The 25,526-nt window shown below is 69.3% G+C and carries 15 protein-coding genes; 8 read left to right on the forward strand and 7 right to left on the reverse strand.

Annotation, left to right across the window (positions count from 1 at the left end; all coding sequences use genetic code 11):
* Nucleotides 1–58: 58 nt before the first annotated feature.
* From pip to IC535_RS07245, 4 genes are all read right to left on the reverse strand, one after another.
* Nucleotides 59–1,012 (reverse strand): prolyl aminopeptidase, encoded by a 954-nt coding sequence (gene pip / locus IC535_RS07230; protein WP_228885612.1) that lies wholly within the window; start codon nucleotides 1,010–1,012, stop codon nucleotides 59–61.
* A gap of 102 nt (nucleotides 1,013–1,114) precedes the next feature.
* Nucleotides 1,115–1,366 carry a hypothetical protein gene (locus IC535_RS07235; protein ID WP_228885613.1) on the reverse strand — a complete coding sequence of 84 codons (252 nt, stop codon included), beginning with the start codon at nucleotides 1,364–1,366 and terminating at the stop codon, nucleotides 1,115–1,117.
* Complete coding sequence (locus tag IC535_RS07240; RefSeq protein WP_228885614.1) at nucleotides 1,366–2,709, reverse strand: TFIIB-type zinc ribbon-containing protein; 1,344 nt, start codon at nucleotides 2,707–2,709, stop codon at nucleotides 1,366–1,368. The genes IC535_RS07235 and IC535_RS07240 overlap by 1 nt, the downstream gene beginning before the upstream one ends.
* A gap of 20 nt (nucleotides 2,710–2,729) precedes the next feature.
* On the reverse strand, nucleotides 2,730–3,878 hold the full coding sequence (locus IC535_RS07245; RefSeq protein ID WP_228885615.1) for an SPFH domain-containing protein: 1,149 nt from the start codon (nucleotides 3,876–3,878) through the stop codon (nucleotides 2,730–2,732).
* A 220-nt stretch (nucleotides 3,879–4,098) separates the two neighbouring features.
* On the opposite strand from IC535_RS07245, the gene IC535_RS07250 reads away from it, so the two are divergent.
* Genes IC535_RS07250 through IC535_RS07265 form a run of 4 tightly spaced genes read left to right on the forward strand, consistent with a single transcriptional unit; the run spans nucleotide 4,099 to nucleotide 9,583 of the window.
* Nucleotides 4,099–4,800, forward strand: a complete 702-nt coding sequence (locus IC535_RS07250; protein WP_228885616.1) for an ABC transporter ATP-binding protein — start codon at nucleotides 4,099–4,101, stop codon at nucleotides 4,798–4,800.
* A complete protein-coding gene (locus tag IC535_RS07255) occupies nucleotides 4,797–6,236 on the forward strand; it encodes an ABC transporter permease (RefSeq protein WP_228885617.1) in 1,440 nt (479 codons plus the stop codon). Before IC535_RS07250 ends, IC535_RS07255 begins: the two co-directional genes overlap by 4 nt.
* Complete coding sequence (locus IC535_RS07260; protein ID WP_228885618.1) at nucleotides 6,233–7,489, forward strand: DUF3526 domain-containing protein; 1,257 nt, start codon at nucleotides 6,233–6,235, stop codon at nucleotides 7,487–7,489. Before IC535_RS07255 ends, IC535_RS07260 begins: the two co-directional genes overlap by 4 nt.
* A 48-nt stretch (nucleotides 7,490–7,537) precedes the next feature.
* The gene (locus IC535_RS07265; protein ID WP_228885619.1) at nucleotides 7,538–9,583 is read left to right on the forward strand and encodes a TonB-dependent receptor; all 2,046 of its coding nucleotides are present in this window, start codon (nucleotides 7,538–7,540) and stop codon (nucleotides 9,581–9,583) included.
* A 13-nt stretch (nucleotides 9,584–9,596) separates the two neighbouring features.
* Here IC535_RS07265 and IC535_RS07270 read toward each other — a convergent pair whose 3' ends face one another.
* From IC535_RS07270 to IC535_RS07280, 3 genes are all read right to left on the reverse strand, one after another.
* Nucleotides 9,597–18,323, reverse strand: coding sequence for a GH36-type glycosyl hydrolase domain-containing protein (locus IC535_RS07270; protein ID WP_429000346.1), 8,727 nt, complete (start codon nucleotides 18,321–18,323; stop codon nucleotides 9,597–9,599).
* Nucleotides 18,324–18,517: 194 nt separating this feature from the next.
* Complete coding sequence (locus tag IC535_RS07275; RefSeq protein WP_228885620.1) at nucleotides 18,518–19,006, reverse strand: cysteine hydrolase family protein; 489 nt, start codon at nucleotides 19,004–19,006, stop codon at nucleotides 18,518–18,520.
* Nucleotides 19,003–19,905 (reverse strand): MBL fold metallo-hydrolase, encoded by a 903-nt coding sequence (locus tag IC535_RS07280; protein ID WP_228885621.1) that lies wholly within the window; start codon nucleotides 19,903–19,905, stop codon nucleotides 19,003–19,005. The genes IC535_RS07275 and IC535_RS07280 overlap by 4 nt, the downstream gene beginning before the upstream one ends.
* A 95-nt stretch (nucleotides 19,906–20,000) precedes the next feature.
* Between IC535_RS07280 and IC535_RS07285 the strand changes: the two genes are divergently transcribed.
* The 4 genes from IC535_RS07285 (at nucleotide 20,001) to IC535_RS07300 (ending at nucleotide 25,299) form a co-directional block, all read left to right on the forward strand.
* Nucleotides 20,001–20,984: a GlxA family transcriptional regulator gene (locus IC535_RS07285; protein WP_228885622.1), complete on the forward strand. Its 984-nt coding sequence runs from the start codon at nucleotides 20,001–20,003 to the stop codon at nucleotides 20,982–20,984.
* A gap of 160 nt (nucleotides 20,985–21,144) precedes the next feature.
* Nucleotides 21,145–22,203, forward strand: coding sequence for an alpha/beta hydrolase (locus IC535_RS07290; RefSeq protein ID WP_228885623.1), 1,059 nt, complete (start codon nucleotides 21,145–21,147; stop codon nucleotides 22,201–22,203).
* A complete protein-coding gene (locus IC535_RS07295) occupies nucleotides 22,200–23,822 on the forward strand; it encodes an N-acyl-D-amino-acid deacylase family protein (protein WP_228885624.1) in 1,623 nt (540 codons plus the stop codon). The genes IC535_RS07290 and IC535_RS07295 overlap by 4 nt, the downstream gene beginning before the upstream one ends.
* 37 nt (nucleotides 23,823–23,859) lie before the next feature.
* Nucleotides 23,860–25,299 carry a serine hydrolase domain-containing protein gene (locus tag IC535_RS07300; protein WP_228885625.1) on the forward strand — a complete coding sequence of 480 codons (1,440 nt, stop codon included), beginning with the start codon at nucleotides 23,860–23,862 and terminating at the stop codon, nucleotides 25,297–25,299.
* Nucleotides 25,300–25,526 lie beyond the last annotated feature (227 nt).

The following is a 25,526-nucleotide window of genomic DNA, read 5'->3' on the forward strand; positions in this document are numbered from 1 at the left end:
CGAGCGCGGCCACTACCTCGGTCGCACGTGCGTGCGCATGCCATTTCGCTGGCTGCCATCATCCGGCCCCGCGCCCGGCGAACGCATCGGTGGCGCGCACCAGCGCATCGGTGGTGGCCGGCTCGTTGGCGCTGTGGCCGGCCACCACCATTTCCAGCCGTGCTTCGGGCCAGGCGCAGGCCAGGTCCCAGGCGCTGCGCGGCGGGCAGATGATGTCGTAGCGGCCCTGCACGATCACCGCCGGCAGGTGGCGGATGCGGTCGATGTCGCGCAGCAGTTGGCCGTGTTGGAGGAAGGCGTGGTGGCGGAAGTAGTGCGCTTCGATCCGTGCCTTGGCCAGGGTATCGAGCGGATCGGCGCTGGAGACCGCATCCACGTCGTGCACCAGCGTGGCCGCATGGTCTTCCCAACCCAGCCACGCCTGCGCGGCGGCGATGCGGGCGGCCTGGTCCGGCCCATCCAGGCGTCGCCAGTACGCCTCGATCAGGCTGCCATGCTCGTCGGCCGGGATATGCGCGGCGTAGCGCGCCCAGCGTTCCGGGAACAGCCAGCGCGCCCCGCCGTCGGCCTCGTTGAACCAGCGGTTTTCCTCGGCGCGGCCCAGGTAGACGCCACGCAGGATCAGTCCGGTGGCGCGCTCGGGATGGGCCTGCGCGTAGGCCAGCGCCAGGGTCGAGCCCCAGGAGCCGCCGAACACCAGCCAGCGGTCGATGCCCAGGTGGGCGCGCACGGTCTCGATGTCACCGACCAGGTGCGCGGTGGTGTTGTCGCGCAGCTCGCCGAACGGGGTGGAGCGGCCGCTGCCACGCTGGTCGATCAGCACGATGCGGTAACGCGCCGGGTCGAAGAAGCGGCGATGCGTGGGCGAGGCGCCGGCACCGGGGCCGCCGTGCAGAAATACCACTGGAATGCCGTCCGGCCGCCCGCATTCTTCCACGTGCAGCGTGTGCAGCGCATCGGCGGCCACCAGGTGCTGGCGATACGGGGCGATGGGGGGATACAGGGCGCGCATCGCGTGATCCTCGGCAACAGATCGGCCCAGCATAGCCGTCGCCACCGCGCCCGTCATGCGTACCACCTGCGGTGGATTTCGCTGCTTCGCCCCCTTCGCGCTTCAGCTTTCGTCGCGCGACACCCGCGTGCGGTACGCATAGACGTTGTCGCCGCCAATGCGCTTGGCCTGGGTGCCGCTGATGGTGTCCACCTTGCGGTCCGAGCCGGTTACCGGCTGGGCCTGCACCTCGGTTTCGTGCTCGAAGGCGTGCGACTTGTCGGTGTTGCGGTAGTAACGGTACAGCGCCCAGTACAGGGCGGTTGCGCCGGCGGGGCCGGCGGCCAGCAACCAGAGTCCACTTTCATCGCTCATCACATGGCTACCAGGAAGAGAAGCACCAGGGCTTCGATGACGGTGCCGGTGGTCAGCGCGGCCAGCAGCAGTTTCCACTGCTGTACCGGCACGCTGCCCATGGTTTCGCCGGTGCGGCCATTGACCGCGATGTAGTGCAGCATGCCGCCGTTGCGGCCGGGCTGGTGGTAGGAATACAGCCAGACCGGCAGGTACATCGACACCCAGCGGGTGCCATGCACGTCCAGCCGTTCGCGTTCCCAGCGCACGCCGCGGTCGTAGCGGCGGACCGAGCCCTCCACCTGGGCGCGGGCGATGGACAGCAACTGGTCTTCCAGCCGCGGCTGCAGCTGCTCCACGTCCACGTTGCGCTTCTCGGTGCTGAAGCCGTTGAGGAAGGAAGCATTCCACTTCAACGCGTTCTTGGTATCGAACGGCAGGATGGTGTTGATGATGTTGTTGGTGTTGGCCCGGGTGTCCAGGTTGCCGCGCTCGGAGGAGGATTCCAGCGGCAGGTCGTCCACGGTGAAGTCCACCTGGCGCTCGACCTGGTAGATGTCGGCGTCGTAGTAGGTTTCCTTCTTGTCGCCGGTGCCGCGGGTGTACTCGCGGGTCTCGATCTCGCCCTTGCCGGACACGCTGGCGCTGACGTTGCCGTCCACGATCATGTAGGGCAGGTACACGCCGATGACGTTTTCCGGGGTGAACTCCTGCTTGAACGCCTTCAGCGCGAACAGCCGGCGCTTGTCGACGAACTGGCGGATGCGGGCGACCGCATCGTTCTTGCCGATATGGAACGGCAGCACCGCGTCGGGCACCGCGCCGTTGGCCACCTGTTCGTTGACCCCGAACACATGGCGGCACCAGTGGCAGCGCGCGGTCATGCTGCTCTCGGTGTTGATGGTCACCTCGGCGCCGCAGCCGGTGCACTTGAAGCTCATCAGGCTGGCGGTGTCGGCCTGGATGTCGCGCGCGCCGGAGGCGATGACGGTGCCGCGCAGCTGGTCGATGCCTTCGCCCAGCCCGAACGCTTCTTCGACCCGGTCGCCGTGCCACTCGTTGCGACAGTACTGGCAGACCAGCACGTCGCTGCCCAGCTTGAGCCGGATATCGGTGGCGCCGCACTTGGGGCAGCGGTTGAGGCCGTCGCGCAGTTCGGCCGCGGCGGTGTCGATGGCCACCGGGTCCGGCGCCAGCACTTCGTCACGGATCGCCTCGGGCAGGGTGGCCGGGTCGAGCGGAAAGCTGCCCGGCAGCGGCGGCACATCGCGCGGCGAACCGGGGCCGGTCGGCGGCGCGTCCGGCAACGGCGGTGGCGCCGCCCCGGGGGGCAGCGGCGGCGGGGTGGTTCCTGGATTGGACATATGCGTGCGCTTCCTGCGTCTTACAGGCCCAGTGCCTTGGCCTTGAGGGCATCGTAGTCGTCCTGGGTGATCAGGCCCAGGTCGAGCATTTCCTTGGCCTTCTTCAGCTTGGCCACCGGATCCTCGGCGGCCGGCGCGGCCGGTGCCACCGGCTGCTGCAGGTTGCCGGCACCGAACATGCCCGAGGCCATGCCGACCCCGACCAGGCCGGCCGCGCCGCCGTTCTCGCCGGCCGACTGGATGCCCTGGGCCACGCTGGCCTGCAGGTTGGAATTGCCGCGCGCGCCGGACAGCGCATCGGCGCGCTGCACGGTCTTGAGCAGTTCGCGGGTGTTGGCGTCGTACTCGATCGACACGATCGCGGTCTTGACGATGGCCAGGCCGCGGTCGGACTTCCACTGGTAGCCCTGTTCGACCGCTGCCGACAGGCTCTGCGCAAAGCCCAGCGAATCCTGCTGCAGCTTGGTGATGCGGTTGCCCTTGCCCGGGTCGTTGGTATACAGGCTGAAGGCCGGCGCCAGCGAACCGACCACTTCATTGAACAGCTGGCTGGCCGCGGCGTTGTCCAGGTCGGTGAAGTCGAACACCTGGCCCGGCTGCAGGTAGCTGGCCGGTACGAAATTCTTCACGAACAGGATCGGGTCGACGATCTTCAGCGTGTACGAGCCGCGCGTGACCGCGCCGACCTGGGTGGCCAGGAAGCCGTCGTCCCAGTAGATCTCCGACTGGGTGCCGAAGCGGTTGTCGGGCAGTTCCTTCAACGAGACGAAGAAGGCCGCCTGCTGGCCGCCGGGCTGGCCGCCGAACTTGAAGCGTTCCCAGCTCTGCTTGATCAGCGGGGTGACCAGGCCGTCGCCGGCGAAGAGGGACTGCGAGTTCAGGTCGTCCGAGCGCCACTCGTAGCCGCCGGGTTCGGCGACGAAGCCGGTGATCGCCCCGTCCTGGAACAGCAGCAGGCCGTAGCCCTCAGGCACCACGATCTTGGAGCCGTTGCTGATGATGTTCGACGAGCCGCTGGTATTGGACCCACGCCCGGCATTGGTGCCGCGCGGCACCGCCGCAAACAGCGCTGCGGTGGACGGCAACCCGGCCGGCACGGTGTAGAAGTCCTTCCACTGGTCGGCCAACACGCCGCCGACTGCACCCTTCACCGCCTGTACCAGACCCATGAGCCACTCCCTGAATTGCGTGGACGGGCAGGGTGCCCGTCGTCCTCGTCGCACTATATCAGCCGCGTGCGGCAGGCGAAGGAGGGGCCGGCGGGACATCGCGGGGGCCGGCCGCAACGCGCAGAGCAGCGGCGGACGAATGTTATGTAATAGCATTACATGATAAGTTGTCAGCCCCCTTCGCCACGGTGTCCCCCGCGTGCCTTCCCCTGCTCCTGTCGTGCAACTCCAGCGCCTGTCGGTCAGCTTCCCGGGCAAGACCGTACTTTCCGACCTTGACCTGACCCTCGAGCAGGGCAGCATCTACGCGCTGCTCGGCGGCAATGGCGCGGGCAAGTCGACCCTGCTGTCGGTGTTGCTGGGCTTCCTCCAGCCCAGTGCCGGCAGCGTGCGCGTGGCCGGCGTCACGCCATGGTCGGATCCCGGGCGCGCCCGCGCGCAGCTGGCCTACCTGCCGGAAAACGTAGCGCTCTACGAACACCTCAGCGCGGTGGAGAACGTGGACTACCTGCTCGGCCTGAGCGGGCGCCGGCAGACCGGCGCGGCCATCGCCACGGCACTGGCCGACGCCGGGCTGCAGGAATCGGCCTGGCATCAGCGCCTGGCCGGTTTTTCCAAGGGCATGCGGCAGAAGGTGGCCATTGCGATCGCCTTGATGCGGCAGGTGCCGCTGCTGCTGCTCGATGAACCCACCTCGGGCCTGGACCCGGGCGCCAGCGCCGATTTCCATGCGTTGCTGGCGCCGGTCCGGGCACGCGGCACCGCCGTGCTGATGGTGACCCACGACTTGCTCGGCGCGGCCGATATCGCCGACCGGATCGGGGTGCTGGACCAGGGCCGCATCGTGCATGAGAGCGACCGCAACGGATTCGACTTGGCGACCCTGCATGCCCATTTCATCGGGCGGGACCGCCGCGCATGAGTGCCGTGCTTTCGGTGATGGGCAATGAACTGCGTGCGCTGCTGCGGCACCGCACCGCTCTGGCCGGGATCGTGCTGATGGCGCTGCTGACCCTCACTGCGACCGTGGTTTCGCTGCACCACATGGGCGCGGCCGCGCAGCAGCGCGCGCAGCACCAGGCCCAGGCCCAGGCCGCCTTCCAGGCGCAGCCGGACCGGCATCCGCACCGGGTGGTGCACTACGGCCACTTCGTCTACCGGCTGCCGGCCGCGCTGGCCGCGTTCGATCCGGGCGTGGATCCGTTCACCGGCAGCAGCATGTTCCTGGAAGGCCACCGGCAGAACACGGCCAACTTCGGCGATGTGATGCAGAGTTCGATCCTGGTCCGCTTCGGCCAGCTCACCCCGGCCTTCGTGCTGCAGGTGCTGGCGCCGTTGGTGCTGGTGTTCCTGGGGCATGGCCTGCTGGCCCAGGAGCGCGAGCGTGGCACGCTGCGCCAACTGCTGCTGCAGGGCGCCAGCGGCGGCGCCATCGTGGCTGGCAAGCTGGCCGCGCTGTGGGTGATCGCCGGCATTTTCCTGCTGCCGGCGGTGGTCGGACTGGCCTGGCTGGCTGCGATCACGCCGGGCGCGATGCCGGTCGCCGCGGCGGTGATGGCAGGCTATGCGCTGTACCTGGCGGTGTGGTGCACGCTGATCGCCGGCGTGTCGGCGCTGTTGCCGCGGCGACGCGATGCGCTGTTGGCGCTGATCGGCGGCTGGGCGCTGATGGCGCTGCTGGTGCCGCGGGTGGCCCCGGACCTGGCCTATGCGGCCTTTCCGCTGCCGGACCGCCTGCACACTGAAGTGGGCATCGCCCGCGATCTGCGCGCCCTGGGCGACAGCCATGACCCGGCCGACCCGCACTTCGCCAGCTTCCGCCAGCGCGTGCTGCACCAGTATGGGGTGACCCGGGTGGAGGAGCTGCCGGTCAACTACAAGGGACTGCTGGCGCTGGAAGGCGAGCGCCTGACTTCGACCCTGTTCAATCGCTACGCCGCGCGCAGCGCGGACATCCAGTACCGGCAGAACGCGCTGGTGGCCGGGTTTGCGCTGCTCAGTCCGGTGGTGGTCATCCGCCAGCTGTCGATGGCCGCGGCGGCCACCGACCTGCAGGCGCACCTGCGCTTCCTGGACCAGGCCGAACAGCACCGCTACCGCATCGTGCAGCAGCTCAACCAGATGCAGGCCGTCGGCGTGAGCTACGCCGATGACACCGCCAAGGACGCCGGCGCCGACCAGCGCAAGCGCGTGGACCGGGCGCAGTGGCAGCAGATTCCCGCGTTTGCGTATACGCCACCGCCCAGCGCGGCGGTGCTGCAGGCGCTGCTGCCGGCACTGGCGGTCCTGCTGGGCTGGCTGCTGGCCGCCGGGCTGGGGCTGGGCTGGGCCACGCGCCGGCTGGGGGTGTCGCGATGAACCGCTGGTCGTACGAACTGCGCCTGCTGCTGCGTTCCCGGGCCGCCGTCGCCGGCCTGGTACTGCTGGCGCTGCTGGCCATCGCCAGCCTGGTGTCGGGGCTGCAGCGCATCGACAGCCAGCGCAAGGCCATCGCCGCCATCGCCGCGGTACAGGCCGAGGACATGGCCGCGGTGACCGCCGCCCATGGCGATGCCACCGATGCCGGGGTGGCGGCCTACTACAGCTTCCATCCCACCTGGAACCCGCCGTCGCCGTTGGCCTTCGCCGCAGTGGGCATGCGCGATGTGGCGCCCTTCATGCTGCGCGTGCGCGCCCTCGGGCTGGAGGCGCAGATCCACGACGGCGACAGCTTCAATCCCGAGCTGGCCCTGGCCGGGCGTTTCGACTTCGCGTTCCTGTTGACCTTCCTGTTGCCGTTGTTCGTGATCGCGCTGCTGCATGACCTGCGCTCGGCGGAAACCGAGTCCGGCCGCGAGCGCATGCTGCGCAGCCTGCCGCTGCATGTCGGCCGGCTGTACCTGCGCCGGGTGGCGGTGCGCGCGGCGGCGCTGTGGCTGTGCGTGGCCGTGCCGTTCACGGCGGTGGCGCTGCTGCAGGGCGTGCCGTTGCTGCCGCTGGCTGGTGTTCTGGCGCTCGCCGCGGCCTACCTGCTGTTCTGGGTGGCGTTGTGCCTGCTGGTGGCCTGGCGCGGCTGGAACTCCGGGGTCAACGCGGCCACGCTGGCCTCGCTGTGGGTGGTGATCGCCCTGGTCGCCCCGGCCCTGGCCAACGTGGCAATCGAACGCGCCATCCCGGTGGAGCAGGGCGCGGCGATCGCCCGCGCCCAGCGCGAGGCGGTGAACCATGCCTGGGATATCCCGCGCGAGGACACGATGCGGCGCTTCTACGCGCGCTACCCGCAATGGCGCGATTCGGCGCCGCTGGGCGACGGGTTCCACTACAAGTGGTACCTGGCCTTCCACCAGAACGGCGACGACGCCGTGGCGCCGCTGGCGGCGGCCTATCGCCACGGCATCCAACGCCGCACCGCGGCGGCGGCGACCGTGGGCCGGGTATTGCCGCCGGTGGGCCTGCAGGTCGCGCTGACGCGGCTGGCCGGCACCGACATGCAGGCCCACCTGGACTACCAGCAGCGGATCGGTCGCTACCACGCCCGGCTGCGCCACTACTACTACGGCTATCTGTTCACCGACCGGCCGTTCCACCAGCGCGACTACGGCACCGCGCCGGCGTTCGATCCGGACCGCTGACCGCACTCCCGGCCGCTCCCCCTTCCGCACCTACTGAATGACCCCCCCATGAAAAGCCATGCCCTGGCCGCGGCCATCGCCGCCACCCTGCTTGCCCCCGATACCCATGCCCAGTCGTCCGACTCCGCCCTGACCCTGGGCAAGGTCGACGTGCACCAGCACGGCGAGGGCCAGCTCACCGCGCACCAGGTGCTCACCTCGGTGGACGTGCTCGGCGCCGACCAGATCGAGGGCAGCAACGTGTCCCACAGCTGGGAGCTGCTGGGCAAGATGCCCGGCATCCAGCTCACCGAGACCCGCCAGGGCGCCGAGTCGGGCAAGCTCAGCTTCCGCGGCTTCAACGGCGAGGGCTACCTCAACGCGATCAAGACCCTGATCGACGGCGTGCCCAGCAACGTCAACAGCGGCAACCAGCGTTTCATCGACATGCTGTTTCCGCTGGAGATCAGTTATATCGAGGTGGTACGCGGCACCAACGACCCGCGCTACGGCCTGCACAACATCGGCGGCAACGTCAATTTCGGCACGCGCCAGGGCGGCAACTACACCGACGGCCGGCTGTCCTACGGCAGCTACAACACCGGCGATGCGCAGCTGGCGGTGGGCCGCGAGCGCGATGGGTTCGCGCAGAACTACTTCATCGGCAGCCAGGCCTCCGATGGCTACCGCGACCACGACAGCTCACGCAAGTATGCGCTGGGCGGCAAGTGGTTCTACGGCAGCCTGGAGGAGGGCATGCGGATCGGCCTGACCGCGCGCACCTACCACCACGAGGCCGACGAACCGGGCTTCATGACCGCCACCGAACTGCGCGCCCACCGCCGCGGCAGCCAGGCGCGCAACGCCAACGACAGCGACGACCGCGACATGCGCCAGCTCGGCGTGCACCTGGACCTGCGGCTGGCCGACACCGTGCTGCTGGGCACCCGGCTGTACTACAACCGCTACCAGGACCAGCGCCAGGTCACCTTCAGCGACCTGCCCGGCGGCAATGCGCCGCGGCAGCGCCGGGTGTGGGATGAAAGCCAGGCCGGCATGCTCGCCACGTTGACCTGGCAGGCCAGCGACAGCCTCACCGTGGAAGGTGGGGTCAACTACGAGCAGCAGGACAACGGCTATGTCCGCGAGCGTTTCAGCTACGCCATCCCCACCGATTTCAGTGCAGCCCCGGCGCGCGTGCAGAACAACGACCGGCACAGCCTCGACAACCGGGGCGCCTACGTGCAGGCCATCTACCAGCCGATCGCGGCGCTGAAGATCGTGCCGGCCTACCGCGTGGACCGCTTCGACGGCACTACCCGCCTGCCCGGCGGCATCACCGGGCCGCTGCAGGACTACGGCAGCATCGGCCAGCCCAAGCTCAGCGTGGTGTATGCGCTGGGCGCGCAGACCAATGTGTATGCCAACTGGGGCCGCACCTTCCAGGTGCTGACCGGTTCCACCGCGCCGGCCTACCTCACCCCGGGCCAGGCGCCGATGCCGCCGTCGACCAACACCGGCATGGAAGTGGGCCTGAAGTTCAGCCCGCTGCCCGGCAGCCAGGCGCGCCTGGCGGTGTGGCAGCAGGATGCGGAGAACGAGGTGTCCAACATGCCGGCCACCGGCACCACGGTGACCCTGGGCAAGACCCGCCGGCGCGGCGTGGATGCGCAGTTCAACGCGCAGCTGGGCGACAAGTGGACGCTGTGGGCCTCCCATGCCTACCAGGAAGCCAAGATCGCGCGCGATGGCCGCGACGGCGCGCTGTCGCTGCAGGGCCGCGAGGTGGCCGCGGTGCCGCGGCATATCAGCACCCTGGGCGTGGATTACCAGGCCACGCCGTCGCTGCAGCTGGGCCTGCAGGGCAGGGCGCAGGGCGACTACTACCTGGAGGAACGCAACGTGGCCGGCAAGTACGGCAACTTCGCCGTGCTCGACCTGAGCGCCCGCTATCAGATCAACCCGGCCTGGAGCGTGGACCTGCAGGTCAAGAACGCCACCGGCCGCCAGTACGCCTACGCCTGGTACGACAGCTTCTTCTGGGAACAGGCGCAGCCGATGTTCTCGCCGGCGGCCGGCCGCGCCGTGTTCGTTGGCCTGAACATGAAACTGTGATGCGGCCGGCGTCTCATGCCGGCGGCGGGCCGGGCCAGGCCAGATGAACCTGATGCACGCCGCTGTCGTCGACCAGCGGCATGTGCAGCTCCGCCCGGGCGGCGCCATCAAGCGTCAGCCTGGCGCGCCCCGTATCGACCTGTTCAACCTGGATGATGTACAGGCTTGAGCCGAACCGGTAGCGCAGCGTGTACTGCGGCCACTCCGGCGGCAGGCAGGGTGTGAATACCAGCCGGTCGCCATGGCGCTGCAGGCCAAGCAGCGATTCGGTCAGCAGCCGGTACATCCAGCCGGCCGAGCCGGTATACCAGGTCCAGCCGCCGCGCCCGACATGCGGCGCCACCGCGTAGACGTCGGCGGCCAGCACGTACGGTTCCACCTTGTAGACCGCCACCGCGGCGGCATCGCCGGCGTGATGGATGGGGTTGATCATGCGCGCCAGCTCCCAGGCCGTTGCCGCATCGCCCTGCTGGGCGAAGGCCATCGCCGCCCAGACCGCGGCGTGGGTGTACTGCCCGCCGTTCTCGCGCACGCCGGGCACGTAGCCGCGGATGTAGCCGGGGTCGTGCGGGGTCCTGTCGAAGGGCGGATCGAGCAGCTTCACGATGCCTGCCTGGCGGTTCACCAGGTGCGTGGACAGCGATGCCATGGCGGTGCCGGCGCGCGCGGGGTCGGCGGCGCCGGACAACAACGACCAGCTCTGCGAGATCGAATCGATCCGGCATTCATCGCTGTGGGTCGATCCCAACGGGGTGCCGTCGTCGAACCAGGCACGGCGGTACCATTGCCCATCCCAGGCGTGTTCTTCCAGGTTGGCGCGCAGGCGTTGCGCCTGGTCGCTGCAGTAGCCGGCAAATTCGGCGTCGCCGTGCGCGCGTGCTACCGCCACGAAACGCTGCAGGGTGTCGAACAGGAAGAAGCCCAGCCACACGCTTTCGCCGCGCCCGTCGCGCCCGACCAGGTTCATGCCGTCGTTCCAGTCGCCGGCGCCGATCAGCGGCAACCCGCGCGCACCGAGCAGGGTGCAGCCCCGCCGCAACGCAAGCACGCAGTGCTGGTACAGCGATTGCTGGTCGTGGGAGACCACGGGCAGATCGTAGTAGGACTCTTCGCCGGGGTTGAGCGCGCGCCCCTCGATGAAGCGCACCTGCTCATCCAGTACGCCGGTATCGCCGGTGACCTGCACGTAGCGGCAGGTGGCCAATGGCAACCAGAGGAAATCGTCCGAACAGCGCGTGCGCACGCCACGCCCCTGCGGCGGGTGCCACCAATGCAGCACGTCGCCTTCGGGGAACTGCTGGGCCGCGCACCGCAGCAGGTGCGCGCGGCCCAGGGCCGGGGCCGCGTGGACGGTGGCCATGGTGTCCTGCAGCTGGTCGCGGAAGCCGAAGGCGCCGCCGGACTGGTAATAGCCGCTGCGGGCCATGTAACGGCAGGCCAGGGTCTGGTACATCAGCCAGCCGTTGACCAGCACATCCACGCTGGGGTCCGGGGTCTGCACCTGGACCACGTCCAGCAGCGTGTGCCAGTGGGCGGCAAGGTCGACCAGCGCGTCGCGGGCGCATTGCCCGCCCTGCACGCTGCGGGCCAACTGCAGCGCCTGCTCGGCGTCCTTGCCCATGCCCAGCCGGAACACCACTTCCTGCGCCTGCCCATCGGCCAGCAGCAGCGGGGCCTGGATCGCCGCACACGGATCCAGGCCCACGCCGAGCTGGCCGGACAGATGCTGGCGGTGCAGCGCGGCCGGGTCGGCCATGCTGCCGTTGCGGCCGAGGAATTCGCTGCGGCTGGCGGTGTAACTGCAGCCATTGGCATCGGTATCGAAGAACGCGACGCGGCCCTGGAACTCGGTGTTGTAGGGGTTGCGGGCGGTGAGCACGCCGCTGGCGGTATCCCGCTCGCAGACGATGTGCATCTGCGAGGTGGCGTGGATGCCGCCCAGCACCCACTCCACATAGCCGGTCGCCGACACCCGGCGGGCCCGGCCGGACAGGTTGCGCAGCTTCAGTACCGAGTACTTGACCGCGTCGGTGACGGCGACATACACCCACAGTTCCGAGGCGATGCCGTCTTCGACGTGCTCGTACACGCTGTAGCCGAATCCGTGACGGATGCGGTAGGTGCCGCGCCCCCGGCAGGGCAGTGGGGTGGGCGACCATACGTGGCCGCTGTCTTCATCGCGCAGGTAGAACGCTTCGCCGCCGCTGTCGCTGACCGGGTCGTTGTGCCATGGGGTCAGGCGGAATTCGTGCGCATTCTCGAACCAGGTGTAGCCGACCATGCTTTCGCTGACCACGCTGCCCAGCCGTTCGTTGGCCAGTACGTTGGACCACGGCGCCGGCGTCGGCCGGCCTTCGCGCAGGGTGATCACGTACTCGCGGCCGTCGGCGCTGAAGCCGCCGGTGCCATTGTCGTGGAGCAGTGCGCTGCCGGTTTCCAGCGCAGGGCCGGGCAGGTGCGCGGCCTGGGCATCGCGCGGCTGCGCTGGCGCATCCGGCGGCGGCAACGCGGCGTGGTGGTCGCGGTCGGCAGCGTCGGTCTCCAGCAGCAGGGCCGGCGGGGTACGCACCGGCGGTTCGTGGCGGCCGACCTGGGTGGCCAGCGTGCCCTGCTGGTCGTTGATGATCACCCGCGCCACCGACTGCAGCAGGATGCGGTCCTCCTGCGGCATCTGGTAGCCGGGCCGCACGAAGATGCCGCCGGGCCGATCCAGCACATTGGCTTCCGGATCGGCCGAGATCATGCCCAGGATCCGGTCGTGCAGCTGCTGGCGGTAGCCGGGCTGGCTTTCGTTCCAGATCACCAGGTCTGCGCGCAGGCCCTTGAGGCGCCAGTAGGCATGCGCCTGCACCATCTGCCGGACCAGCTCGATGTTGTCGGTATCGGCGATCTGCAGCAGCACGATCGGCAGGTCGCCGGAGATGCCGTGGCCCCACAGCCCGGACTGGCCGCGCTGGTTCTGCAGCAGCACCTGCGGGTCGGCGCGCAGCAGCGGATGGGTGTAGACGATCAGCCCGGCCAGCCGCTCGTAGAGCTGCGCATCGGTCTGCGAGGCATCGATCTGGCGGCGCACCACCTGGCTGTGCGTCCAGGCCAGGTCGAAGACCCGGTCGGCCAGCCGGCGGTCGCGGTACTTGTCCACCAGCGCCACGCAGGCCTGGCGGTCCGCGCCGACGCCCTGCACCATGTCGATCAACGCGGTCTGTCCCGGCGCCAGCTCGATGCGGCAACGGATCGCCACCACCGGGTCCAGCACCGAGCCCTCGCTGTCGGACAGCGCCGGGTCCACGCTCAGCGCATGCGGCGCGCGCGGCGTGCCGCCGCGGCCCAGGAAGCGCGCCCGGTCGGTTTCATAGGAGATCGCGCTGATCTCGGCATCGTGCACCGCCACCAGGTGGAACATCCACGGCGGTACTTCATCGTGCGAGCGGGGCCGGCGCGTGCACAGCAGCGCCTGCTTGTCGCGCACGATCTCGGACTGGACGAACAGGTTGCTGAACGCAGGGTGCAGTTCGTCGGCGATCGCCGGCGCCAGCACCACTTCGGCATAGGTGGTGATCTCGACCATGCGGGTACGGCGGCTGCGGTTGCACAGGCGCAGTCGACGCAGTTCGATGTCGTCCTCGGCGGAGATGGCCACTTCCAGGTGGGTTTCGTAACCGTTCCGGCGGCCGCGGAATTCGGCCTTTGCATCGGAGAATATGGCTTCGTACTGCTCCACCGGCACGCCGGTGGGCTGCAGCGCGGTCGACCAGAAATCGCCGCTGGCCACATCGCGCAGGTAGCAGAAGGTTCCCCAGTGATCGCGGGTGCCGTCCTCGCGCCAGCGCGTGATCGAGATATCGCGATGCCGGCTGTAGCCGCCACCGGCGCTGGTCAACAGGCTGTGGTAGCGCCCGTTGGACAGCAGCTGCACCGCCGGCCGGGAACTGCCCGGGTTCTGGAAGACGCGCAGCTGGGTTTCGGTGTCGACCGTGGTGGCGTGTTCCTCCAGCGCCACGGCCTTGTGCGGATGGAAGATGCCGGCGCGCGGAATGCGTTCCTGCAACAGCAGCAGGGTGGCCTGGAACTCCACGTCGGCCACGAAGCGGCGCTGCATCGGCTGGTCGTGGAGCAGGTGCACCAGCGACAGCAGGCCCATGCCCTGGTGGTGGGCCATGAACGAGCGCACCACGGCATGGGACTGGCCCTGCGGTATGCGCCCGGGGGTGTAGTCGATCGCCTCGTAGAAACCGAAATCGCCCTTGAATCCCAGCGCGTCCAGCTGCTGCAGATTGAGGCAGGCCTCCTCCGGCGCCACCATCAGCGCCATCATGCTGGCGTAGGGCGCAATCACCAGGTCCTTGCCGAGCCCGCGCTGCAGGCCCAGCCCCGGCACGCCGAACGCGCGGTATTGGTAGTTCAGGCGCGCATCGACGGTGTTGTATCCGGACTCGGAGATGCCCCACGGCACCTTGTGGTCGGCCCCATAGGCGATCTGCGCCTGCACGGCATGGCGGGCGGTTTCGTCCAGCAGCGTATCGGGGTAGCTGGGCATCACCAGCTGCGGCATCAGGTACTCGAACATCGAGCCGCTCCAGGACAACAGCGTCGCATTGCCGTTGACCTCGGTCAGCGGACGCCCCAGCGCGAACCAGTTTTCCTGCGGCAACTGCCCCTGGGAGATGCCGACGAAACTGCTCAGGCGCGCTTCGGAGGCCAGCAGGTCGTACAGGCCCTCGTCCAGGCGGTGCTCGTCCACGTTGTAGCCGATCGCCAGCAGGTGGCGCGCACGGTCGTAGAGGAAACCATGCTCGATCAGCGAGAACTGGCCGGCGATATGCGCCAGCCGCTCCAGCTCGAGAATGCGGTCGCGCGCACGCGCCCTGACCGGCGCGCTGGCGGAGCGTTCCAGCAGCTGGCGCAGGGTGGGGATGGCGGCTTCGCGCGCACCATCGCTGTTGCTGTCATGGGGCGATGTTGCCGTGACAAAGAACGCCAGTTCGGCCAGTGCCGACCGGCAGGTATCGGCCAGGGTGGACGGCCAATGCGGCGTCGCTTCGGTATCGTCCACGGCAGCGGGCCAGGCCGCCACCAGGGCATCGGCATGCAGCACCAATGCGGCCAGCGCGCGTTCGGCCTGGAGCAGCGTTGCAGGGGGATCGGCCAGCGCCTGTGCGAGCGTGGCGCGGAAACCGCCCATCGCGCTCGACACGGCCGGGTCGTCGCGCCCGGCGGCCTGGCGGGCTTCTTCCAGCACGCCCAGGGTGTCGGCCAGCCCGGTGAAGGTGCTGGGGCCCAGCACCGGCGCGTCGGCCAGCGCCAACAGCCCCTGGCGCAGGGTCAGCAGGTGGCCGACCAGGTTGCCGCTGTCGACCGTGGAGATATACGCCGGGGGCAGCGGGCGCAGGGTCTGGGTGTCGTACCAGTTGTAGAAGTGGCCGCGGTGGCGCGGCAGGGTTTCCAGCGTGTCGAATACCCGCCGGGTGCGCTCGATGACGCCGCCGACCTGCAGGTAGCCGAAATCCCAGGCCGCCAGGTTGGCCAGCAACGACAGCCCGATATTGGTCGGCGAGGTGCGCCGGGCCACGACCACGGCGGGGTGCACGCGCACATTGTCCGGCGGCAGCCAGTGGTCTTCGGCGCGGACATGGGTCTCGAAGAAGGCCCAGGTGCGCCGGGCCAGCCGGCCCAGGAAGGCCCGCTGCGCGGTGGACAGGTCGGCGGCGCGGCGGGCCGGCGGGCGGCCCAGCCATGCCATCAGCACCGGCGAGCACAGCCACAGCAACAGGAACGGCACGGCCACCCACAGCGATGCCGGTTGCCGGGACGCCAGCAACGCGGCCACCGCAACGGCGAACAGCGCCGTCGGCCACATGCTGCCGAACTCGGCCGCCACGCCCTGGCCGAGCACCCGTTCGACCTCGCTGGACGGATTCCACTGCAGCAGGGATCGGCGCGTCACCCACTGCCGCCACAGCGTGCGCACGATCGCCGACACGCTGAAGAAGGCCTCATAGGGCAGGCACGCCAGGTTGATCGCCGCGCGCAGCAGCTGCTGCAGCACCGACCGGCCGGCCTGCAGCAGGTAGGCCTTGGGCGGCATGTCGACCGGTATCGAGCAGACATCGCGCAGCGCGGGGATCAGTACGGGCAGCAGCCACAGGCTCAGCAGCCAGGTCGACCACGCCAGCGGGTCGGGCGAGAACAGCCAGCCCAGCACCAGCAAGGCGGTGCTCGCCGCCGGCACCAGGCTGCGCCGCAGGTTGTCCAGCAGCTTTCCGCGCGACAGCCACGACAGCGGGTTGCGCTCATAGCGCCCGTCCTGGCGCGGCACCCACGGCAACAACCACGGCAGCAGCTGCCAGTCGCCGCGGATCCAGCGGTGGCGGCGCTTGACGTCCACCGCATAGCGGCTGGGATAGTCCTCGAACAGGCGCACGTCGCTGACCAGCCCGGCCCGCGCGTAGCAGCCTTCCAGCAGATCGTGGCTGAGGACGCGGTTGTCCGGGAAACGCCCGGCCAGTGCGCGTTCAAAGGCGTCCACGCCATAGATGCCCTTGCCGACGAAGGAGCCCTCGCCGAACAGGTCCTGGTACACATCCGACACGGTACGCGTATAGGGGTCGATGCCGGCCTCGCTGCCGAACATGCGCGCATAGCGCGAACTGCGCCGGCCGCCCAGGCGGGTGCCCACGCTGGGCTGCAGGATGCCGTAACCGCGAACCACGCGGCCCAGCGCGGCATCGAAGTGCGCCGCGTTGAGCGGGTGGGCCAGGGTGCCGATCAGTTCACGGGCGGCATCGCGGGGCAGCTGGGTATCGGTGTCCAGGGTGATCACGTAGCGCACCTGCGCCAGCGCCTCGACCCGGCCGGTCACCTGCTGGAAATCGTTGGTGATGCCTTCGCGCAGCAGCCGGTTCAGCGCCGCCAGCTTGCCGCGTTTGCGCTCATGCCCGATCCAGCGCCGTTCGCCGGCGTTCCACTGGCGTGGCCGGTGCAGCAGGAAGAACAGGTCATCGCCGCCACCTTCGGCGGTGCGCGCCAGTCCATAGCGGCGATTGAGCTGTTCGATTCCGCGTGCCGCGCGTTCGAGCAGCGCCGCATCGGTCGGCAGGGTGGCCTGGTCGGCATCGAGGAAGTCGGTCAACAGCGCAAAGTGCAGGTGCGCGTCGCGATTGGCCAGAAAGCGCACTTCCAGCCCTTCGACCAGGTTGTCCACGTCGGTCAGGCTGCCCAGCATGCAGGGCACCACCACCAGGGTGCGCGCGCCTGGCGGAATGCCCTTGGAGAAATCCATCCGCGGCCGGCGCTGCGGCGATACCAGCACGGTAGCGGTCCAGTTGACCAGCGCGATCCCCAGTTCGCTGAAGGAGACCACCGCCAACAGCGCCACCACGGCCAGCAGCACGCCCTGCAATGACGGCGCCGTCGCGACCAGGCTCCAGCTGAACACCGCGACGATCGCCGCGATCGGCAGCAGGTATGCGGGCAGGGCGATGCGCCGGGGCGACAGCCGGACCGGCCTGGCTGCAGGGGCGGCCGCGCGCAACGCGGCCTGCAGCTGCGCCACGCCATCGTCCACCAGGTAGAACCCCACATGGGCTTGGAACGCCGCCGGGTCGACCGCGGCCGCCGCCTGCGCCAGGTCCAGCGCGGTGGCGGCGACGGTCTCCTCATCGATACCGGCCCGCCGCGCGATCTTCTCCACCACGTGCCGATAGCTGTCGCGCGTGCTGAAATCCATCAACGGATAGGTCGAACACGGGTCCTGGCGCAGGCGATGTTCGACCACGCTCATGCTCTCGACGAACTCCCGCCAGTCCATGGTGGCCAGAAAGCGCAGGCTGCCGATGCTGTTGCTGATCGAGACCTGGTCTGCCGCCTGCTGCTGGCTTTCCTGCTGCACCAGTTCCTCGACGCGGTGGCCCTCGGCCGCGGCCCACTGCTCAAGCCAGGTGATCGGCATCGAGAAGGCGCCGCCGCGGCCCTGCAGCCCCCGGGCCAGTTCGGAAACGAAGGCTCCCGACAGCGGTGGCCCGGAACGGGCCAGGTCGGCGACCAGCAGCACGACATCCTTGGGGCTGTCGGCGGCGGCGCGGTTGAGCTGGCCCGCCCACCGGCCCGCCAGCCTGCGGTCGGCGCCATCGTGCATCAGCCGTACCGCCATGCGCCGCAGGTTGTCGATCAGCGCCAGCCGCAGCATGATCGGAATCGCCCACAGCTCGCCCAGCTTCAGCGGGGTGATGGCCTGGTAGGCGGCGATGAAGCGGCTGATGGTTTCGCCATCGACGCGGCCGTCGCCGTGCGCGATGGCTTCCAGGGAAAGATCGTAGACCCGGGGCAGGCCGGCGGAGCGGCCCTGCGCCAGGGACGGAAGCTGCCGGCTGTAGCCTTCCGGCAGATGCCGCCGCGCGGTATGGATCTGCTCTTCGACAAGATAGTAGTTGTCCAGCAGCCACTCGCCAGCGGGGGTGATGCGCATTTCATCGCGCACCATGGCGCTGAGCAGGCCGAATACATCGTCCAGCAGGCCTTCGTTCTCCGCCAGCCGGCCGAGCAGGCGTTCCTGGCCCGGCCGCAGGTGCACGGCGTGCTCGCCGGCCAGCGCGCGGCCATGCACTTCCATCTGCTCGACATTGAACAGTGCCGCGCGCAGCGGTGCTTCGACCTTGACCGACGGCTTGGTGGCGGTGTTCCAACGCGATGAACGTCGGCGCTGGCGTAGCCAGTGCCTGACAACCCTCAGGACCTGAAGCATGGACAATCCTGTTGGGTGCGATGACGAGCGCGCAAGAGCAATGCTTATAGCACCCGGCCTGGAACAGGGCGTGAGCGCCTGCTCCGCCGACAGGCGTGGCGTGGGCGCCGGCGGCCGCGCGCGCCAGTTGGATTGCGCTGCCAACGCCCCCCCAAGGCCACGCCCGCAGAGGGCGTGGCTTGCCCCGCGCCGGCTTACACCACCGTGCAGCGGCCGGCCAGGCCCGACAGCGCGATATCGCCGATCACTGCCGTCGGCGCCGCACAGGCCGCGCCGACGATCGTCACCTCCAGGCCGGCGGCCTCCGGCGACAGCGCCGTGTGGGTGATGCAATGCTGGGTCATCATGCCCACCAGCCGGATGGCGGAAACGCCGCCGGCAGCGAGCGTGCTGCCCAGCGTGGTGCCGAGGAAGCTGTCGGCCTGCTGTTTTTCAATCAGCGTACAGCCCTGCAACGCGTCGGCGATGGCCGGGTGCAGCTCGGCACCGGCGCTGCCGTCGGCCAGGAACGGTGCACCGGCCGGTGCCTTGTGCTGGATGCCGATGACCGGTTCGCCGGCCTGCCTGGCCCGTGCGATGGCATCGAGCGCGTTGGCCAGTGCCGGTTCGCTGTTTTCCAGCGGGAAGCGGCCGCCGGCAAAATAGTCGTTCTGGATGTCCACGACGATCAGGGCGGTGCTCATTCGGCGCTCCCGGCGAAGGTGAGGGTCTGGCCGTCTTCGGGGATCAGCACGCTGTCCTGGATCGCCTTTTCGGTGACGTAGCGGCGCAGGTCGGCGCGCGAGACGGTCATGTGGTTCACCGCGTCCATGTGCACGGCCACGATGCGGGCGGCCGGGGCCAGCGCATGCACGCGCGCGGTGTCTTCGGTACCCATGATGATGCCGGTATCGAACCCCTTGACCCGTGCATCGCCGGTGTTGAGCACGATCACCTCGGGGCGGTAGCGGGCGATGGCCTGCTGCACCTGGCCGTTCCAGACGGTGTCGCCGGCAAGATAAATGGTGGGTTGGCCGGGTTTTTCGAATACCAGCCCCATCACGCTGCCCAGCAAGGTGGCCAGCGGCTCCACCGCGAACATCGCCGCCGAACCGTGCTGCGCGCCCACCCGGGAGATGCTGACCCCGCCGAAGCTGGCCTGCGCCGGCAGGATGCGCACGTCCTTGAACCCCTGCCCACGCAGCAGGTCCGCATCGGCCTGGTGCTGGACGAACATCGGCATCTGCTTGGGAATGGCGGCCTGGGCGGCCACGTCCCAATGGTCCAGATGGGTATGGGTCAACAGCACCGCATCCACCCCGTCCAGCACCTGGGCCACGTCGAAGGGCAGTTCCACCAGGGGGTTGCGCAGTTCGCTGCGGTAGGTGTCGGGGAAGCCGGGGTAGGCGCCCTTGGCGGCCAGCATCGGGTCCACCAGCAGCACGGTGTCGGCGTAGCTGATCTTCACCGTGGCGTTGCGGATCTGTTGAATGGTGGTGGCCTGGGCGGGCGTGGGCGTGGGCGCGGGCGCGGGCGCGGCGAAGGCGGTGGCCGGCAGGCCCAGCGCGAGCAGGGTGCCGAGGGCCAGGGAGCGCAGTTTCATGGCAGTGTCCTGAGGGGGAGAAGTGGGACACAGCTTGACGCCGGCGCGCAACGGCCGATACTGGCCTGAGAGACCAACATCGATGGAATCGGGCCATGATGACTTCCTGCACCACCCAGCCGGCTTCGGCCCCCATCGAGGTGGTGGTGGTAGCCCCCGAAGGCGTCAGCGCGTTCCACCTGTCGGTGCCGTTGATGATCTTCGACCTGCCGGCCGGGGAACGGCCGCTGTTCCGCCTGCGCATCGCCGCCGAACAGCGCCGCGTGGCGCTGTCCGGTGGGCAGGTGGGGGTGACCGCCGACGGCGGCCTGGCCCTGCTGGACCAGGCGCAGGTGGTGATCATCCCGGGCTGGGCCGAGCTGGAGCGCGCGCCCAGCGCGGCCCTGGTCGACAAGCTGGTGGCGGCCCACCGGCGCGGCGCGCACGTGGTGGGGCTGTGCTACGGCGCCTATGCGCTGGCCTATGCCGGCCTGCTGGACGGGCGCCAGGCCTCCACCCACTGGCAGGGCGAAGCCGACTTCCAGCGCCGCTTCCCGGCGGTGACGCTGAACATGGATGCCCTGTACGTGGACGAGGGCGGGGTGGTGACCTCGGCAGGCACCGGCGCGGCGCTGGACTGCTGCATGTACCTGGTGCGCAAGCTGTGCGGGGCGCGCCAGGCCAACCGCATCGCACGGCTGATGGTGCTGCCGCCGCACCGCGAGGGCGGCCAGTCGCAGTACATCGAGCAGCCGGTGCCGGCCCAGCCGCACGATGCGCTGCTCAGCCAGCTGCTGGACGACCTGCGCCAGGACCTGCAGCGCGACCATTCGCTGGATGCGCTGGCACAGCAGGTGGCCATGAGCCGGCGCACGTTCACCCGGCGCTTCCACAAGGCGACCGGGATGACGGTAGGCAACTGGCTGGATGCCGAGCGCCTGCGGCGGGCCAAGGAGTTGCTGGAATCGACCACGCTGTCGATCGACCAGGTGGCCGAACACGCCGGCTACCGCACCACGGTGGCGTTCCGGCAGGGCTTCAACCGCGCGTACCAGACCAGCCCGCGCGAATGGCGGCGGATGTTTGCGTTGCAGGAATAGGCCGATCGGGGACGATGCCGCACTGCGGGATTGACAATTCTCCTATTGGGACGTTTATATCCTATCCAGGATCCTGGCCGCCGTGGCCCGGGCGTCAGTACGCCATTCGAGAGAGCACGACATGACAGCAGTGAACCGGTGGCGGCGATGCGGCCGATGGGTGAAGCGCATCCTGCTGGGGCTGCTGGCCCTGGTGCTGCTGCTCACCCTGGTCGGGGCGGTGTACGAGGCGCTGGGACGCCGCAACGCCGAGAAGGACTTTCCGCTGCGCGGGGAGATCGTCGATATCGGCGGTCGCCGGATGCACATCGATTGCCGTGGCAGCGGCTCGCCGACGGTGATCCTCGAATCCGGCCTGGGCACCGGCGGCACGCTGGACTGGGCCCTGGTCCACGACCGGATCGCAGCCTTCACCCGCACCTGCGCCTACGACCGCGCCGGCATCCTGCACAGCGACCCCAAGGATTCGCCGCAGCGCGCCGCCACGGTGGCCGAGGACCTGCATGCGCTGCTGAAGGCCGCCGACATCACCGGTCCGCTGGTGCTGGTCGGCCATTCCATCGGCGGGCCCTACATCCGCACCTATACCGGCCGTTATGGCGACCAGGTTGCCGGACTGGTGATGGTGGACGCCTCGCACCCCGACCAGATCGCCCGGCTTGGCAAGGTGGTGAGCATCGATGTGCATCCGCGCAAGGTGTCGCTGTTGATGAACACCATGACGGTGCTGTCGCGCACCGGCATCGTGCGCTTCCTGTTCTCGCGCGCCGACCATGGCAAGCGGCCGAAGGACGATGCGGCCCAGATCGCCGCGTATGCCAGCAGCTCGGTCAAGGGAGCCAAATCCGAAGTCGACGGCTTCGACGCCACCATGGATGACGCCCGCGCGGTGCGCAGCTTTGGCGACCGCCCGCTGATCGTGTTGACCGCCTTGATTCCGTTCACTCCCGAGGAGTTGAAGAAGATGGGCATGACCGCCGCCGAAGGCGCGCGGTTCAAGCAGGAATGGCGTGCCCTGAGCGCCGATCAGGCGGCCATGTCCAGCCGCGGGCGGCAGCAGGTCATTGACGATTCCAGCCACTACATCCAGATCGAGAAGCCCGATCGGGTGGTCGTGGCGGTACGTGAGGTGGTCGACGAGGTGCGCGCGGACGCGGCCAAGGCGGCGCCGGCCGCCGGCGCGACCGGCGCCAGCGCCGAAGCGGAGACGCGGCCATGATGGCGCGCGGCATCCTGTGGGCGGCCGTGTCGATGCTGCTGGCCGCCACGGCGGCCGCGGCCGACCATGACCTGGTGATCCGTGGCGGCCGTGTGCTCGATGGCGCCGGCAACCCGTGGGTGCGGGCCGATGTGGCGGTCAAGGACGGGCGGGTGGTGCAGGTGGGGCAGGTGCCCGGCAAGGGTATCCGCGAGATCGACGCGCGCGGGCGCTATGTGGCGCCGGGCTTCATCGACATGATGGACCAGTCCGGTGCGGCCCTGCTCAAGGATGGCGCGGCGGAAAACAAGCTGCGCATGGGCGTGACCACCCTGATCGGCGGCGAGGGCGGGCCGCCGGTGCCCGCCGCCGGGATGCCCGGCTATTTCAGCACGCTGGAAACCCAGGGTATTTCGGTCAATTTCGGTACCTACTATTCCTCCACCCAGGCCCGGGTACATGTAATGGGCGATGCCGCCGGCGCACCCACCGCCAGCCAGCTGCAGGCGATGGGCGAGCAGGTCAAGCTGGCGATGGAAGCCGGCGCGTTCGGCATCTCCAGCGCGTTGATCTATGCGCCCAGCAGCTTCCAGAGCACTGCCGACATGGTGTCGCTGGCCAAGGTGGCCGCGCAATGCGACGGTTTCTACGCAACGCATATGCGTGACGAAAGCGAGGGCGTGGTCAAGGCGATCGAGGAAGCCATCGAGATCGGCGAGAAGGGCGGGGTCAAGGTCGAGATCTTCCACCTCAAGGCCGCCTTCGCGCCGCAATGGGGCAAACTGATGCCGCAGGCGCTGGCCACCATCAACGCGGCGCGGGCGCGCGGCGTGGATGTGGCCGCCGACCTGTATCCGTATACCGCCGGCGGCACCGGGCTGGAAATCATCGCGCCGAGCTGGGTGTGGGCCGATGGCGTGGAAAAGGGCATCGAGCGCGTGCGCGACCCCAAGGTCCGCGAGCGCATGAAGAGGGAAGTCGTCGCCGGCTCGATGCCGGGCTGGTCGAACCTGGTGCATGCCTCCGGCGGGTTTGAAAACGTGCGCCTGGCCAACGGCTTCAGCGACAAGTACCGGCGCTTCCACGGCAGGACCCTGGCCGAGATCGGCGCCGAACTGAACCTGCATCCGGCCGACGCGGCCTGGGACATCGCGCTGGAAGGGCTACCCAACCGCGCTGTTGCGCTGTATTTCATGATGAGCGAGCTCGATGTCGAACTGGCGCTGCGCCAGCCGTGGGTGAGCATCGGCAGCGATGCGGCCGCGGCGGTCAACTTCGGCCAGCCCGGCGCCATCGGCCTGCCGCACCCGCGTGCCTATGGCACCTTCCCGCGCATCATCGCCGAGTACGTCAAGCGGCGCCCGGTGCTGAGCCTGGAGGAAGCGGTGCGCAAGATGACCAGCTGGCCGGCGCAGCGGATGGGGCTGGAGGATCGTGGCTTGATCCGCCCGGGAATGCGCGCGGACATCGTGCTGTTCGACCTGGATACGCTCGACGATGTCGCCAGCTGGGACGCACCGACCGCATCGCCGACCGGCATCGAGATGGTGATCGTCAACGGCGTGGTCGCCCTCGATGGCGGCACGCCTACCGGCGCCAGGGCCGGCGCGGTGCTGCGCCACCCGTGCCGCCAGCGCTGAACCATTCCACCGCTGCACCGACCAAAGGTAGTTCACCATGATCCGACACCCGTACCGATCCGGCCTTGTGGCCCTGGCGCTTGCCGCCGCAGGCCAGGCAGCGGCGGCCGCACCGCCGATCACCAGCAACGACGACCTGGGCACGGCGGTGGCCGCGCAGATCGCCTGCGCCGGCATCTTCGTGGCCGGGCGCGCCGAGGCCGACGTGCTGCGCGACGACATCCATGCGCTGGCCCCGTTCACCAGGACGGTGGCGCTGTCGGTGGACCGCAAGGCGCACACCGTCACCGCCTCGGCGCCGGGCACGGCCACCCGCACCGCGCTGCATCGCCCGGCGGTGGGCTGCACGCTGACCACCGGCGACGTACCGCTGAAGGCACTCAACGCCCAGGCGGCCCGGCTCAAGCCGCTGCCGTCGCGGCCGGCCAGGCCCTGGCCGCAGGGGGATGCGCCGGTGGCCAGGCTGCAGGCCGCCGCCGAAGCCAGGCTCGACCGCGCCGCGCTGGATGCGGCGGTGCGTGCCGCCTTCGACGAGCAGAACACCGGCGGCTATCCCGATACCCGGGCGATCGTGGTGGTGCAGGGCGGGACGATCGTTGCAGAGCACTATGCGCCGGGCTTTACCCAGGACACCCGGATGCTCGGCTGGTCGGCGACCAAGAGCCTCATGGGCACGCTGGTCGGCCTGTTGGTCGATGACGGCGTGCTCGCGCTGGATGCGCCTGCGCCGGTGCCCGAGTGGCAGGGCGCCGGCGACCCGCGCGCGGCGATCACGCTGCGCCAGCTGCTGACGATGTCCAGCGGGCTGGCCTTCGTGGAAAGCTACAAGCCGGGCAACGACTCGATCAAGATGTTGTTCGAGGCCGGCGACATGGGCGCATTGGCCGCCGCCCGCCCGCTTGAGCACGCGCCGGGCACGCACTGGAGCTATTCGTCGGGCACCACCAACATCCTGTCGCGGATCGTGTTCCAGGCCACCGGCGGGACGCTGGAAGGCATGACCCGGTTTGCGCAGAAGCGCTTGTTCGAACCGGCCGGCATGCGCAGCGCGCTGATCGAGCCGGACGAATCCGGCGTGCTGGTCGGCAGTTCCTACGGCTATGCCACGGCCCGCGACTGGGCGCGCTATGGGTTGCTGTATCTCAACCACGGCCAGGCCGGCGGCAAGCGCCTGCTGTCGCCGCAATGGCTGGATTTCGCGCTGACCCCCACCCCGGCATCGGAACGGCCCTCCTACGGCGCGCAGCTGTGGTTGAACCGGCCCGCGGCCGCTGAAGCGGGGCGCAAGGTGCTGCAGGATGTTGCGCCCGATGCCTACATGGCGATGGGCCACAACCACCAGATCGTGGCGGTCATCCCCTCGCAGGACGCGGTGATCGTGCGCCTGGGCTGGACCCCGGAAGGCCAGAAGTTCGACTGGAACAAGCACCTGTCCCGGATCGCCGCCGCGCTGGCGCCGGCGGCAGCGGCGAACTGACCGACGCAGCCACGCGGGCAGGGCGCGGATCCCGCGCTCTGCCTGCTTGCGCACCCCTGCACCGCCCGCACAGAAACCCGTCGCCGCATTGACAGTTCTCCATTTGGGACTTTATTGTCTCAATACGAGAATTACTCGCTATGAGGCAGGGAAACCCGATGTGCTCGATCACGCTGTTTGCAGCGCCGCCCTGGGCGTTTGACCCTGCCGCCCCCTCGGGGACGATC

It is taken from the genome of Stenotrophomonas rhizophila, assembly GCF_020857975.1.
Lineage (GTDB): Bacteria > Pseudomonadota > Gammaproteobacteria > Xanthomonadales > Xanthomonadaceae > Stenotrophomonas > Stenotrophomonas rhizophila_C.